The sequence below is a fragment of the Comamonas denitrificans genome (genome assembly GCF_042654745.1).
Taxonomy (GTDB): domain Bacteria; phylum Pseudomonadota; class Gammaproteobacteria; order Burkholderiales; family Burkholderiaceae_C; genus Comamonas; species Comamonas denitrificans.
In genome coordinates, this window is record NZ_JBHSEY010000048.1 from 135,621 (window position 1) to 149,456 (window position 13,836).

14 protein-coding genes and 1 other RNA gene are annotated in these 13,836 nt (G+C 61.3%); 1 reads left to right on the plus strand and 14 read right to left on the minus strand.

Annotated features, from left to right (window positions below; all coding sequences use genetic code 11):
- Positions 1 to 58 precede the first annotated feature (58 nt).
- The 11 genes from hslU to rnpB all read right to left on the minus strand — a co-directional run bounded on the left by hslU (position 59) and on the right by rnpB (position 10,664).
- Positions 59 to 1,381: an ATP-dependent protease ATPase subunit HslU gene (hslU, locus tag ACFO24_RS10405; protein WP_377738283.1), complete on the minus strand. Its 1,323-nt coding sequence runs from the start codon at positions 1,379 to 1,381 to the stop codon at positions 59 to 61.
- 59 nt (positions 1,382 to 1,440) lie between these two features.
- On the minus strand, positions 1,441 to 2,004 hold the full coding sequence (gene hslV / locus ACFO24_RS10410; protein WP_207575345.1) for an ATP-dependent protease subunit HslV: 564 nt from the start codon (positions 2,002 to 2,004) through the stop codon (positions 1,441 to 1,443).
- 64 nt (positions 2,005 to 2,068) lie between these two features.
- Positions 2,069 to 3,670 (minus strand): STAS domain-containing protein, encoded by a 1,602-nt coding sequence (locus tag ACFO24_RS10415; protein WP_377738284.1) that lies wholly within the window; start codon positions 3,668 to 3,670, stop codon positions 2,069 to 2,071.
- Between the two features lie 37 nt (positions 3,671 to 3,707).
- A complete protein-coding gene (gene dksA, locus ACFO24_RS10420) occupies positions 3,708 to 4,187 on the minus strand; it encodes an RNA polymerase-binding protein DksA (protein ID WP_207575343.1) in 480 nt (159 codons plus the stop codon).
- A gap of 240 nt (positions 4,188 to 4,427) precedes the next feature.
- The gene (locus tag ACFO24_RS10425) at positions 4,428 to 5,495 is read right to left on the minus strand and encodes a CobW family GTP-binding protein (protein WP_377738285.1); all 1,068 of its coding nucleotides are present in this window, start codon (positions 5,493 to 5,495) and stop codon (positions 4,428 to 4,430) included.
- Positions 5,496 to 5,646: 151 nt separating this feature from the next.
- Positions 5,647 to 5,877, minus strand: coding sequence for a hexameric tyrosine-coordinated heme protein (locus ACFO24_RS10430; protein WP_377738286.1), 231 nt, complete (start codon positions 5,875 to 5,877; stop codon positions 5,647 to 5,649).
- 1 nt (position 5,878) lies between these two features.
- Entirely contained in the window at positions 5,879 to 6,889 is a 1,011-nt protein-coding gene (locus tag ACFO24_RS10435; RefSeq protein ID WP_377738384.1) for a tyrosine recombinase XerC, read from the minus strand.
- Positions 6,890 to 6,932: 43 nt separating this feature from the next.
- A complete protein-coding gene (locus ACFO24_RS10440; protein ID WP_207575340.1) occupies positions 6,933 to 7,640 on the minus strand; it encodes a DUF484 family protein in 708 nt (235 codons plus the stop codon).
- A gap of 93 nt (positions 7,641 to 7,733) precedes the next feature.
- Positions 7,734 to 8,495 (minus strand): pseudouridine synthase, encoded by a 762-nt coding sequence (locus ACFO24_RS10445; protein WP_377738287.1) that lies wholly within the window; start codon positions 8,493 to 8,495, stop codon positions 7,734 to 7,736.
- A gap of 9 nt (positions 8,496 to 8,504) precedes the next feature.
- On the minus strand, positions 8,505 to 10,157 hold the full coding sequence (locus tag ACFO24_RS10450) for an MBL fold metallo-hydrolase (RefSeq protein ID WP_377738288.1): 1,653 nt from the start codon (positions 10,155 to 10,157) through the stop codon (positions 8,505 to 8,507).
- Positions 10,158 to 10,229: 72 nt separating this feature from the next.
- Positions 10,230 to 10,664, minus strand: an RNA gene (gene rnpB / locus ACFO24_RS10455) — RNase P RNA component class A.
- Positions 10,665 to 10,790: 126 nt separating this feature from the next.
- Here rnpB and cysK point away from each other — a divergent pair.
- The gene (gene cysK, locus ACFO24_RS10460) at positions 10,791 to 11,711 is read left to right on the plus strand and encodes a cysteine synthase A (protein ID WP_207575337.1); all 921 of its coding nucleotides are present in this window, start codon (positions 10,791 to 10,793) and stop codon (positions 11,709 to 11,711) included.
- Between the two features lie 91 nt (positions 11,712 to 11,802).
- Here cysK and ACFO24_RS10465 read toward each other — a convergent pair whose 3' ends face one another.
- From ACFO24_RS10465 to mpl, 3 genes are all read right to left on the minus strand, one after another.
- Complete coding sequence (locus ACFO24_RS10465) at positions 11,803 to 12,123, minus strand: EAL domain-containing protein (RefSeq protein ID WP_377738289.1); 321 nt, start codon at positions 12,121 to 12,123, stop codon at positions 11,803 to 11,805.
- Positions 12,066 to 12,305, minus strand: a complete 240-nt coding sequence (locus tag ACFO24_RS10470; protein WP_377738389.1) for a hypothetical protein — start codon at positions 12,303 to 12,305, stop codon at positions 12,066 to 12,068. Before ACFO24_RS10470 ends, ACFO24_RS10465 begins: the two co-directional genes overlap by 58 nt.
- A 72-nt stretch (positions 12,306 to 12,377) precedes the next feature.
- Positions 12,378 to 13,781 carry a UDP-N-acetylmuramate:L-alanyl-gamma-D-glutamyl-meso-diaminopimelate ligase gene (mpl, locus tag ACFO24_RS10475; RefSeq protein ID WP_377738290.1) on the minus strand — a complete coding sequence of 468 codons (1,404 nt, stop codon included), beginning with the start codon at positions 13,779 to 13,781 and terminating at the stop codon, positions 12,378 to 12,380.
- Positions 13,782 to 13,836: the final 55 nt, after the last annotated feature.

Sequence of the window (13,836 nt, forward strand, 5' to 3'; positions counted from 1 at the left end):
TGCCGCCAGAGGGGAAAGATTTTAAGCGACCGGCCCAGGGCCACCGCGCTGCGGGACTTTACAAGATGTAGCGTGACAAATCTTCATCTTTGCTCAGCTGCTCCAGCCGGGCATCGACGTAAGCGGCATCAATCACAATGGTCTGGCCCTGGTGCTTGACCGCATCAAAGCTGACCTCGTCCAGCAGCCGCTCCATCACCGTCGATAAACGGCGCGCGCCAATGTTTTCGGTGCGCTCGTTCACCGTAAACGCGGTGTGCGCCAGGCGGGTGATGCCCTCGGGGGTGAACTCCAGCGTGACACCTTCGGTGGCCAACAGGGCCTGGTATTGCTTGGTCAGGCTGGCGTGGGTTTGGGTGAGGATGGCCTCAAAGTCTTGCACCGACAGGCTGTCGAGCTCCACGCGAATCGGAAAACGCCCTTGCAGCTCAGGAATCAAATCGCTGGGCTTGGACAGGTGAAACGCCCCTGAGGCAATGAACAAAATATGGTCGGTTTTCACCATGCCGTATTTGGTATTCACCGTGGTGCCCTCGACCAGCGGCAGCAAATCGCGCTGCACGCCCTGGCGGGAGACTTCGGCCCCGCCGCTGTCTTGGCGCGAGGCGACTTTGTCGATTTCGTCCAAAAAGACGATGCCGTTTTGCTCCAAATTGTGCAGGGCGCGGGCTCTGAGCTCTTCTTCGTTCACCAGCTTGGCCGCCTCTTCATCGACCAAGAGCTTGAGCGCCTCTTTGATCTTGAGTTTGCGGGTTTTGCGCCGCTCTGCACCCATGTGACTGAACATGCCGCGCAGCTGTTCGGCCATTTCCTCCATGCCTTGGGGGCCCATGATTTCTACCTGGGGGCGGGCATCGAGCAGGTCAATTTCGATTTCCTTGTCATCGAGCTGCCCCTCGCGCAATTTTTTACGAAAAACTTGGCGCGTGGCGTTGTCGGTGGCCGGGGTATCGTCGTGCGTGCGGGCCGAGGGCAGCAGCACCTCCAGCACCCGCTCTTCGGCCGCGTCTTCGGCGCGCATGCGCTGCTTTTTCATGTCCGCTTCGCGGGCCTGCTTCACCGCCACTTCGGCCAGGTCACGGATGATGGCATCCACATCCTTGCCCACATAGCCCACCTCGGTGAACTTGGTGGCTTCAATTTTGATGAAGGGCGCATCGGCCAGCCGCGCCAGGCGGCGGGCAATTTCGGTTTTGCCTACGCCGGTGGGGCCAATCATCAAAATATTTTTCGGCGTGATCTCCGGGCGCAGCGCCTCATCGACCTGCTGGCGGCGCCAGCGGTTGCGCAGGGCAATGGCCACAGCCCGCTTGGCACCGGTTTGCCCAACGATGTGGCGATCGAGTTCACTGACAATTTCTTGGGGGGTCATGGACGACATGTTTTATCCATTCAAATGGCCATTTACGCTTATGCAGCAAGCGTAAACAGCTCTTATTTTTAAGAATCCGCCTGGACAGGCAGGGTTTCAATGGTGTGGTGCATGTTGGTGTAAATGCACAGCTCGCCGGCAATTTCGAGCGATTTTTTTACGATGGCCTCGGCCCCCAGCTCGGTATTGTTCAAAAGCGCTTTGGCCGCTGAGTGCGCATACGCCCCGCCCGAGCCAATGGCGACAATGCCCTGCTCGGGCTCCAGCACATCGCCATTGCCGGTGATGATGAGCGAGGCCGAGTGATCGGCCACGGCCAGCATGGCCTCCAGTTTGCGCAGCACGCGGTCGGTGCGCCAGTCTTTGGTCAGCTCGATGGCCGCGCGCATCAGGTGGCCCTGGTGCTTTTCCAGCTTGGCTTCAAAGCGTTCAAACAGGGTAAACGCATCGGCGGTGGCGCCGGCAAAACCGGCCAGAACCTTGCCGTGGTAGAGCTTGCGCACTTTGCGGGCGCTGCCTTTGACAACGATGTGCCCCAGGGTGACTTGCCCGTCGCCGCCGATGGCGACTTCCAGGCCCTGCGGCGTTTGCCGCCGTACGCTGATGATGGTGGTGCCGTGAAATTGTTCCATAGCGCCAACAAGTGGCACCGCTGCCCCCAATTACAAGGGGGTTTGTCTGGAGAAAAACAAAAATTTATACCGGACTCAGGTACAGCTTGGCGTGCTCTTGCACCCCCAGCACGGTCATGAAGGCCGCCACCAAGTGGTGCAAATGGGTAAAACGCAAGGCAACCCCTTGGCTTTGGGCCTGGGCCGCCCAGTTGAGCAAGCTGCCGGCGGCGACAAAATCCAGCCGCACCAGCAAGCTGCAATCGACTTCCAAGGGCTGGCCGGGCACCAGCTTGGTGCTCACCGCGTTCAATTGCGCGTCAATATCCCCATCCAAAATTCCCCACAAGCCCTCGCCCTGCACCGGAGTCATCGCGGTGGTGGTGGTGGTGGCGGAACCCGGCTGCCGGGTCTGCTGCTCCAGCGAGTCGAGCACGGTGCTGGGGTCTAAATCGCCCTCCAGTTCGACCAGGCACTGGTGCAAGGGTGGTACCCACGACGGCGGTGAAACCTCGTAGGTGATGCAGTACTCCAGCGCCACCTCATCGTATTCCTCCATCCGGTGCAAAAAGCGCAGCACCGCCAGGCGCAGCATCCACCACTGGGGGTTGGCCTGCTTGTCTTCAACCACGGTATGGCGCTGCAGCAATTGCAGCAATGTCCCCGCGTACGACCAGGCGTAGTCGCCAGGGGCATCGGCCCAGCCCTGCAGCAAGGCCGTCAAATGGGGCAAGGCCGCTTCATCCACCGTGTGCAGGCGTTGCCAGGACATGCACCACGGCGGCAGCGCGCGGCTGACGGTGGCGTTCAAGGCGGCCACCGTGCTGGTGGTCACCGCCGCCGGGCTTTGCCACGGCCCCTTGCGCCCGGCAGGGGAGGCAGCGGCGCTGTGCATGGCACCATCCAGCAAAGGGGCCAAGCCCAGCTGCCCAGGCAGCGAAGTCCACAAGGGGGCCGATTTGCCAAAGTGGGCGGCGTAATCAATCGCCAAGGGTTCGAAGGTTTCTTCATCCCCCGTCGCACGGCACAAATCCAACACGGCGTGCCACAGCCGGGCCACCGTGTCAGGCTCGGCCGCAGGGTTGCTTAAGGCTTGCGAGAGCTGCTCCAGCAGATGCGTGCGTGCGGCCTGCGCATCGCCGTGGGCAAACAAAATGGCGGGCTCTTCCAGATCGGCATGGGGCACAAACTCCACTGCACAACGCTCCTGTGCGGGCTGAATCGGTGGAGCAGACGCAGACGCAGTCCCTGGAGGGCCCCCAGCGGCCGCTTGCGCCGCCCGCAAAGACGCGCCCTCCTGCACAGAATCAGCGATTTTTGAGCTTGCACCGGCTTTGTCGCCCCACCATTGGCGGGACATTTGGGCCTCAATCACATCAATCTTGCGCAAGGTTTGCGTGCTTTTCAGCGCCCCCTGCTCGTGCCCCAAGGCTTGCGAAGACAGCTGGCTGGAGACGGGCGAGGGCAGGTTTTCCGCCGTCACACCGGCTTGGCGCAACTGGCGCAGCTGGGCAAACTCTTGGTGGCGCACCGCCAGGTTGCGGCGCTTGCGCGCCACAAGGTCACGCAGCTCTTGGCGGCTGTCCGGGGACAAGGTGCTTTCGCCAGGGCTGGCATCGTCCTTGCCGCGCACCAAGCCGATCACTTTTGAAAGCAGTCCAGTGGGTTTGTTTGCCTGTGTCACCATGCCAAACATCCTAGCCGCTTGCCAGCCTGCTTAACGCTCAATCACCAAACATTTTCTGTTTCAATTCGCGTCGCTGCTGCGCTTCCAGCGACAAAGTTGCGGTTGGACGGGCCAGCAGACGCGGCACGCCAATGGGCTCGCCGGTTTCATCGCAATAGCCATATTCACCCGCGTCGATGCTGGCAATCGATTGCTCAATTTTTTTCAGCAGCTTGCGCTCGCGGTCGCGGGTGCGCAGCTCCAGGGCGTGCTCTTCTTCGATCGTGGCGCGGTCGGCCGGGTCGGGCACCACCACGGTGTCTTCGCGCAGGTTTTCTGCGGTTTCACCGGCGTTGGCGTGCATATCTTGCTTGAGCTTGACCAGCTTCAGGCGAAAGTACGCCAGCTGGGTGTCATTCATGTATTCGCTCTCGGGCATGGCGATGATTTCGGCATCGCTCAATTCCTCAACAGGTTTGCTTTTCCAGTTATTGGCCAGCTTGGGATCGCGTTTGGTCGCTGCAGTGGTCGTAATCATGATGTTCTGAATCGCAACAATGGCAGCTTGGCAGCTGCCGGGGTTGAGGGGAAACACACTCTTGGCGGGCGGGGCCGGCAAAGAGGTGCTTTGGCCTATGCGCTAGGCCAGCGCTTGCGGGGCGCGATTGTATCGACCTCTATTGCAAGGCTGGCTTTATATCGCACGCCAGCACACGGGCAAGGCTTGATCTCCTAGGGATCACCCTAGGGTGACCATGTGCCGCGTCGGCCCACCGGGCTAGCTCAGGCTTTGGTCCAGGCCTTGGCGCAGGATGTCTTGCGGCAGGTCAATACCGATGAATACCATGCGGCTTTCGCGCTTTTCATCGGCAGCCCATTCGGGGCCCAAATCGCTGCCCATCAGCTGGTGTACGCCTTGAAAGATCACTTTGCGGCTGGTGCCTTGCATGTCCAGCACGCCCTTGTAGCGCAGCATGCGCGGGCCGTAGATGTTCACAATCGCCCCCAAAAAGTCTTCCAGCTTGGCCGGATTGAATGGGCGGGTGGCACGGTACACAAAGCTTTTCACATCGTCATCGTGGTGATGGTGGTGCGGGTGGTGGCAGTGCTCGCCATGCTCATGGTCGTGGTGGTGGTCATGGCCATGCGAACAGTGGCCGTGGTCATGGTCGCAGTGGCTGTGGTCGTCGTCCTGCAAAAAATCGGGATCGACTTCGAGTTTGGCGTTCAGATTAAAGCCGCGCAGATCAAGCACCTGTTTTAAATCGACTTGGCCAAAATGCACCGCTTCAATGGGCGCACGCGGATTCATGTGCTTTAGGCGGTGGATGAGCGCATCTTTTTCTTCGGCGCTGATCAAGTCGGTTTTGCTTAAAAAGATTTGGTCGGCAAAACCCACCTGGCGACGCGCTTCCTGGCGCTCATCGAGCTGCTGCGGGGCGTGTTTGGCATCGACCACGGTGAGGATGGAATCGACCAGGTAGGTCTCGGCAATCTCATCGTCCATAAAAAAGGTTTGCACCACCGGGCCGGGGTCGGCCAGGCCGGTGGTTTCAATCACGATGCGCTCAAAATCGACCAGCCCTTTGCGCCGCTTGGCCGCCAGCAGTTGCAGGGTTTCGCGCAGGTCTTCGCGGATGGTGCAGCAGATGCAGCCGTTGCTCATCTGCAGGATTTGTTCTTTGGATTCGGTGCGCAAAATATCGGTGTCGATGTTTTCTTCGCCAAATTCATTTTCAATAACAGCAATCTTCATGCCGTGGGCTTCGCTCAGGATGCGTTTGAGCAGCGTGGTTTTGCCTGCGCCCAAAAAGCCCGTCAGGATGGTGGTGGGGATCAAAGCCATAAAAGTACCTTGCCAAAAATAAAACCGCTGTCCTTGCGATGGCACAGCGGAAAAATGATAGCTAATACCGCTTTAAAATCAATGATTTTATGGAAATACTCCAGAAAAACATTCAAATCAAAGCGTTCCCAGCTATTTAAAAAATACTGACTTAACTGCGCCAGTAGTTGTTGGCCGCAGCCACGGTTTGAAAATTCAGGGCCACCACCTGCGAGGCCGCCGTCAGCGCGGCGTGGTCGTTGGCGTATTCGGGACGCAGTTTGTGCAGCACCTGGGCATCGGGCTGGGTGTATTTCACGCCACGGCGGCTCAGGGTAATGGCCAGCTCAAAGCCCTCTTGCGGGCTCGCGGTGATCAGGGAAGGCAGCCAGGTATCAGCCATATCAATACTCCTTAGTTTCTGGGGGGGACTTATCAGCACCTTCGGGTAACGGTGACACCCGGTGCGCCCGAGGGTGGGCCTGATCGTACACCTGGGCCAAATGCTGAAAATCCAGGCGTGTATAGACTTGCGTGGTGCGGATGCTGCTGTGGCCCAGCAGCTCTTGCACGGCCCGCAAATCGCCGCTCGATTGCAGCACATGGCTGGCAAACGAGTGGCGCAGCATGTGCGGATGCACCGGCTGCGCCAGCCCCGCCTGCTGGCTGCGCTGGCGCACGCTATGCCACACCTGGGCCGCACTGATGCGCCGCCCGCGCACGCCCACGAACAAGGCTGGCTCCTGCCACTGCGGCCCAAAGGGCTGCGCCCGCAGCGCCAGCCACTGCCGCAGGGCTGCCAGTGCGGGCGGGCCCACCGGCACGCTGCGGCGCTTGCCGCCTTTGCCCAGCACATGCACCAGGGCGGCGGCTTCATCCACCCAGCCCAGGGCCTGGGCACTGGGCTGGGCATCCAGCCCGACCAGTTCACTCACGCGCAAGCCGCTGCTGTAGAGCAGCTCGGTCAGCGCTGCGGCGCGCGCTTCTTGCCAGGGGGTGCTGGAAGTTTCGCCTGCGAAGGCCGCCAGTTGCACCGCCGCATCCACCGGCAAGGCCTTGGGCAAGCGCTGCGCGGCCTTGGGCGGGCGAATGCCTTGCACCGGGTTGCGCTGCACCCGGTGCTGCCCCGCCAGCCAGTGAAAAAACCCCCGCCAGCACGACAGGCCCAAAGCGATGCTGGCGCTGCTGCCCCCTTGGCTGTGCCACTGGGCCACGCTGCGGCGGATGTGCTGCGGCTGCAAGGCACACAGCGGCACGGCAAGCGCTTGCCCCAGGGCCAATAGGCGCTGCAGCCCGTGGGCATACAAGGCGACGGTGCGGGGTGCGAGGCGTTTTTCCAGCGCCACATGCTGCAGGTAGGCGGCAACCAAGGCGGCATCTGCAGGCGCTGCAGAAGCTACCGGTGCCGCCTGCACAGGCTGGGCCGATGCGGGCGCTGTGGCCAAGTCTGCAGGGAGGTCAGGCGTTGCCACCGACACCACCGCGCAGCCGACCCAGGGCGGCGCTGGCCTGCTCGGCGATGTGCGATAAAAAGTCGGTGCCCATGGTGGCATCAAAGCGCAGCGGGTCGGGCGAGCCCAGCACCAGCAGGCCAAAGGCCGGGGTTTGGCTGTCGTTGGGGCCTTCGCGCAAGGTCAGCAGTGCCAGGGATTGCACCTCGTCAGGCCGGGGCAGCCAGGTGGTGGGCTCAAAGCCCAAATTGGGCCCGCAAAACGGCATGGTCAGCGAGGAGGCAAAGGCTTTCGCATCGTCACTCACCCCCAAGGTAAACGGCAGGCCCATAAACGGCCCGGCCACCTGCCACATGCGCACGGCCACTTGGGGCACGTCAAACTCTTTTTGCAAGCCTTCGCTGATCACATGGGGCAAGGAGCGGGCATCGGGCACCCCGGCCAGGGCGCAGCTCCAGCGGTGGATTTTGTGGGCGATGCTGGCGTTTTCGCTGCTGTGGCGCACCATTTCGGCCACCCGGCCTTCGAGGTTGCGGATTTTTTCGCGCAGCAACTCGGCCTGGCGCTCTTGCAAACTGACCGCTTGCGGGCCATGGGCGCTGCGCAATTGCACGCGGGTCAGTAACTCGGCATGGTGTTCAAAAAAAGTGGGGTGGCGCAGCAGGTAGTCGGCCACCTGTTGATCGTCAAAAACGGGGGATTCGTTGGCGTGCATGGGCAAAAAATAAAGGGGAGAAAGGGCGATACAAGGCAATACCAGGCAATACGGATTCGGCGTGATTATGGCCAATCCACCACTTGGCTGAACTTAAAACCGTTCCCAGGGCTGCAAATAGCGCCAATGGCCCTCGGCCAGCCCAGCCAGAGCAATGCGCCCAATGCGCAGGCGTTTTAAACCCACCAGTTCCAAGCCCACACCGGCGCACATGGCCTCGATTTCGTGCGGAAAAATCCCTTGCAGGGCAAAGCGCAAATGCCCCTCGCTTTGCCAGCTGACCTTGATGCGCGGCAAGCGCTTGCCGGCAATGGCGGTGCCGTCGCACAGGCGCTGCAGACCATCTTGCACGATGCGCCCTTGCACCTGGGCAATGCATTCTTGCTCCATGAACAGGGCATCTTCCGTCAGCTTGCGCCGAATGCGGCCATCTTGCGTCAGCACGGTGAGCCCGCTGGCCGGAATCGGGATGGTGAGCAGGGGCTCTTGATTTTGAAAATGCTTGCTCAACATTTTCAGCGGCGCGGGGGTATTGCCTTGCTGCCAACGCTCGGGGGTGAGCAAATCCCAGGCACTGGGCTGCCCATCGCCAACCGTAAACCCTGCCGGTTTATGCAATAGCAAGGTAACGGGGGGCACAGGCTCGGCCCGGGCCCCCGGCGCCACCGCCACCGTCTGCCCAGGGTGTACCCGCGTTGAGAGCACCTCGACCACGGCTCCATCGACCAATACGGCACCGTTTTCAATGTACAGCTCCGCCTCCCGGCGTGAGCAATTGAGTTGCCGGGCCAAGCGCTTGGCCAAGCGTTCGCCCGCATCCGGGGGCGTGTTGTCGGGGAAGGGTTTTTCTGTCATGGCCGAAGATTAAAGCAATCCCAGTGCCTCGATGCGCTCTGCATGGGCCAGCAAGCTTCTTTGTGCCAGCGGCCATAAGGCCTGGGGCGTGTCGGCATAGGCCAGCGCCACCCAGTCGGTCGGCGTGCCGTGGGGCACTTGGCGCATGGCGGCCAATACTTTGGCCTCGCGGGCCAAACGGTGGGCCGTAAGCTGGGCAATCACCTGCCGCGCCTGGCCCAGCACGTAGCCATGGGCCGGCAGGAGGAACTGCACCTGGTGCTCGGTACACACCGCATCCAAATACGCCAGGCTTTGCAGGTACTGGGCCATATTGCCATCGGGCGGATTGATGATGGTGGTGCTGCCATTGAGGATGTGATCCCCCGTAAAAAGCAGGCCATCTTCAACCAACAGCAAGCACAGATGGTTGCTGGCATGGCCTGGGGTGTGCAAGGCTTGTAAAGTATGGGTTATTTTGGCATTTTCGCCTTTACCAGCAAGCGTAAGCAGCTCTTTATTTTGCAAAGATTGATCGGGCACGAAGTGGCTGTGCGCCGGGGCTCCCGGCCCGCTGGGCAGGCCATGCACCCTGGGTTTGACCCCGGTTTTCTCCTCGCACAGGGCCTGCAGCAACCACGCCCCTGGGGCATGGTCGGGGTGCGAATGGGTACACACAATGGCGCGAATATCTGCGCCTGCGGCCACCAACAGCCGCTCAATGTGCTGGGCATCGCTGGGCCCGGGATCAATGGCGATAAAACCGGTGGTCGCTTCACCGATCAGGTAGCTGTTGGTGCCCGGGCCGGTCATCACGCCCTCATTCGGAGCAGTCAGGCGCAGCACGTTTTGGCGCAGCGCCACCACCTGCGTCGATTGCCAGTCCAGCACAGGCTGCGCTTGCCCATCGGGGCAGAGCAAGGCCAGCTCGCCATAGGCCGCTTCGTTTTCCATGCAGCGGTATTCCTTGCCCCCCAGACGGCCCGAACGCGGCATGCTGCGCCACAGCGGGCCCGTTTGCACGGCCGCCAGCAGCGCTGCCGTCTCGGGGTAGGCCGCCAAGCGCTCCAAGGTGCGCAAGGTGGGATAAATCATGGGCATGTGCCCATCCGCATGCTGCTGCAGCGCTTGCTGGGGCGCGACCCAGACCGGCTCGAACTGTTCGCTCTCATCGGCCACGGCCATTTGCCCCTGCGGGGCCAGAGCGATAAAAAAGGGCACCGCAAAGCGTTTGGGCACGCACGGGTCCGCCGTCCAATGGGCCAGCAGCCACACCCCGCGCAAGTCCAGTTGCAGGCCCCGGGCCAGCAGTTGGGGCCACAGGGCAGCACGGCGGTCCAGCGCATCCACATCGGCCTGGGTGGCCGGGCGGCCATCGGCATGCACGGCCAGCAGCAGGCCCATCTCTTCAAACGTTTCGCGCACCGCGGCAATGGCCGCCTGGCGCTGGGCCGCAGGCATGGCCGGACGGGTCAGCACGGGCAGGCCCTCTTGCGCATCCTGCGCATCCAGCCCACCGCCGGGGAACACGTAGCCGCCAGGCACAAAGCTGGCTTGGGCAGAGCGGCGCGTCATCAGCAGCTCCCATCCTTGGGAGGGGGTGCTGCGCACCAAAAGCAAGGTGGCGGCATCCAGCAAAGGCGCTGGCGCGCGGGCAGGGTAAATATCGTATTGGGCTCGCATGGCAGGATTATTTGCCCAACCCAGGCACAAAAGCTGCCTGGGCAGTCACCTGTGCTTCAGCCGTCAGTAAAAATGTGAAGCCCACCGATAAGCCGGATTCTGTGCGCTTGGTTGCCCAAACGTGACCGCCATTACTCTGGGCCGGGGGTCGCCCCACCGGCTCGATGCCACCTACCCGCACACTCCGGGGGCCCCGTCAGCGTGTGCCTACTTGGTGTTGCTGCGCGTAGAGATTGCCCGTTTCACCTCGGGCGCGAAGCGCCCAAGGTGGCTGCGTCGTGCCGGGCTGATCGCCCGTCACCGTCTGGCTTGCGCCAGCCGCGCCGACTTACGTCAGCGAACCGCAGAACACCCATGATGGACACTTCTACGCTCGAACTCGTCTCTGTTGCTCTGATCCTCACCTCACGGTGGACAGCCGTTAGCTGCTACGCTGCCCTGTGCAGTCCGGACGTTCCTCCAGTGCGGCTTTTCAGCACTTGCACCGGCGGCGGTCTGGTGGGCTTCACAGGCGGGATTATCGTTGGGAAACCGCTTGGCTTTATCCACGCAAAGCATATTCATATGGTTGCCAAGAGGAATGACTGCGCCACAATGCGCACCATTGACTTTGCCCCCTTCTTTGGAGCCCCCATGAAAGCTGACAACATTCTGCAAACCATTGGCAACACCCCCGCCATTCGCATCAACCGCATCCTGGGTGCCAATGCCCAGGTCTGGATCAAGTCCGAGCGCGGCAATCCTGGCGGCTCCATCAAAGACCGGATCGCTTTGGCGATGGTCGAGGCGGCAGAAAAATCCGGAGTGCTCAAGCCCGGCGGCACCATCATCGAGCCGACCAGTGGCAATACCGGCGTGGGCCTGGCCCTGGTGGCTGCGGTCAAAGGCTACAAGCTGATTTTGGTGATGCCCGACAGCATGAGCATCGAACGCCGCCGCCTGATGCTGGCCTACGGGGCATCGTTTGACCTCACCCCCAAAGAAAAAGGCATGAAAGGTGCCATCGCCCGCGCTGAAGAATTGGCCGCACAAGTGCCCAATGCCTGGATTCCCCAGCAATTTGACAACCCGGCCAACGCCGACATCCACGCCAGCACCACCGCACAAGAAGTGCTGGCCGATTTTCCCGATGGGCTGGACGCGCTGATTACCGGTGTGGGCACAGGCGGGCACCTGACCGGCGTGGCCCGCGTGCTCAAGGCCAAGTTTCCCCAGCTCAAAGTGTTTGCGGTCGAGCCCAAAGAATCGGCGGTGATTTCTGGCGGTGCTCCAGGCCCCCATGCCATTCAAGGTCTGGGCGCAGGCTTTATCCCCAAGAACCTGGACACCAGCCTGCTGGACGGCACCATCCAAGTGGAGGCCGAAGCCGCCCGCGAATACGCCCGCCGCGCCGCCGCGCAAGAGGGGTTGTTGGTCGGAATTTCCTCGGGTGCCACGCTGGCCGCCATTGCCCAAAAATTGCCAGAGTTACCAGCCGGCAGCCGGGTGCTGGGCTTTGCCTACGACACGGGCGAGCGCTACTTGTCCGTACCAGGCTTTTTGCCTACCGAATAAGCCCCAAGGCGCAATGGCGCAAGCATTGCCCACCGCCTGCCACCGCCCCCATGGGCGGTTTTTTTTATTGAGGCTGGCACGCCCGGCCCGCTTAAAACGCGTGCTGTGCCAGCCACTGCTCCAACTCCGGCAGCGGCAAAGGCTTGGCAAACCAATAGCCTTGGGCTTCCTCACAGCCATCCGCGCGCAGCAACTGCCAATGGGCCTGGGTCTCCACCCCTTCGGCCAAGACCCGCAACCCCATGCTCCGGCCCAAGGCAATGACCGAGCGACAAATAGGTAGCGGTACACCACCACGGGCAAATGATCGGTCAAGTCTTTCAGTGCTAGGCGCAGACCTTGGCGCATGCTGCGCTACACTAAGTAGAGCGCTACACACAAGAGCAGCAAGCCAAACACCGGAAAAATCCACAAGTAATCCAGTTTGGCACCCAAAGTTTTTTGCTCACTGTGGTAAAGCCAAAAACTGCCCAGAACAATCAACAGGCAAGCGCCAATCAATCCCCACAACAGCCCCGTTGTCTGCACCGCTGTTTGTTTTATTTTTTTAATCCCCACCATCACTCCCCAAAATGCTTGGCCCGCTTGCGCCATGGACCATGGCAAGGGGTTGAGGGTATGCACTATGCACGGTACGTGGCAAGTGCTTTTCCCCTCAATGTGGATTTACTGGGCTGAAAATTTTTCAGCCAACGCAGCCAGCAACTGCGTATGCACACCACCAAAACCACCATTGCTCATGCACACGATGGTGTCGTTGGGTTGCACAGCCGCCATCACTTGCTGCACCAAGGTGGCGATATTGTCGGCCGTCAGCCCAGCGGCCCCCAAAGGCTCCAGCGCCTGGGCCGCGTCCCAATCCAGCCCTGCCGTGTGGCAAAAGGCCAGATCAGCCTCTTTCAAGGCCCAGGGCAGCTGGGCCTTCATGGTGCCCAGCTTCATGGTGTTGCTGCGCGGCTCAAAGACCGCCAAGATGCGCTTTTGCTGGCCAATTTGCTGGCGCAGCCCATCCAAGGTTGTCCGAATGGCGGTGGGGTGGTGGGCAAAATCGTCGTACAGCGCAATACCGGCCACCGTGCCACGCAACTCCATCCGACGGCGCACATTTTGAAAGTCCGCCAAGGCGGCACAGGCTGTGGCGGGAGGCACGCCCACATGCTCTGCCGCCGCAATGGCCGCCAGGGCATTGAGCTGGTTGTGCTCACCACTCAAGCCCCATTGCACCTGCCCCACCACCTGGCCGGCATGCAACACGGCAAAAGCGTGGTGCGGGCCCTGGGCCGTAAAGTCGCTGACGGCACTGCCAAAGCTGCGCACCTGGCTCCAACAGCCTTGGTGCAAGACGCGGGCCAGGGTCTCTTCCAGACCGTTGCTGACCACGCGCCCAGCGGCGGGCACAGTGCGCAGCAGGTGTTGAAACTGTCGCTCAATGGCCGCCAAATCGGGAAAGATGTCGGCGTGGTCAAACTCCAGGTTGTTCAGCACCGCCGTGCGGGGGCGGTAGTGCACAAACTTGCTGCGTTTGTCGAAAAAAGCGGTGTCGTACTCGTCCGCCTCAATCACAAACAAGGGGCGTTGCTGCCCGGGTGCCACATCCCCCAGCCGCGCGGAAACACCGAAATTAAGCGGCACACCGCCGACTAAAAATCCTGGCGTCAATCCTGCCGACTCCAAAATCCACGCCAGCATGGATGTGGTGGTGGTTTTGCCATGGGTGCCCGCAACCGCCAGCACATGGCGGCCTTGCAGCACATGCTCTGCCAGCCACTGGGGGCCGCTGGTGTACGGCAGGCCTTGGTCAAGAATTGCCTCCATCAGCGGAAATTTGGGCGAGCCATCGGCCAAGCGAGCCCGGCTCACTACGTTGCCCACCACAAACATATCGGGCTGCAGCTGCACTTGGCCAGCGCCATAGCCCTCGATCAACTCAATCCCCAAGGCCCGCAATTGATCGCTCATGGGTGGATACACCCCGGCATCACACCCCGTCACCTTATGTCCTGCTTCGCGGGCCAGCGCAGCAACGCCACCCATAAAGGTGCCGCAAATGCCCAAAATATGAATATGCATGGGCGCAGATTCTACGGGGCGGCTCTAGTGGATTTGGCCAGCCCCTGGGCGACCA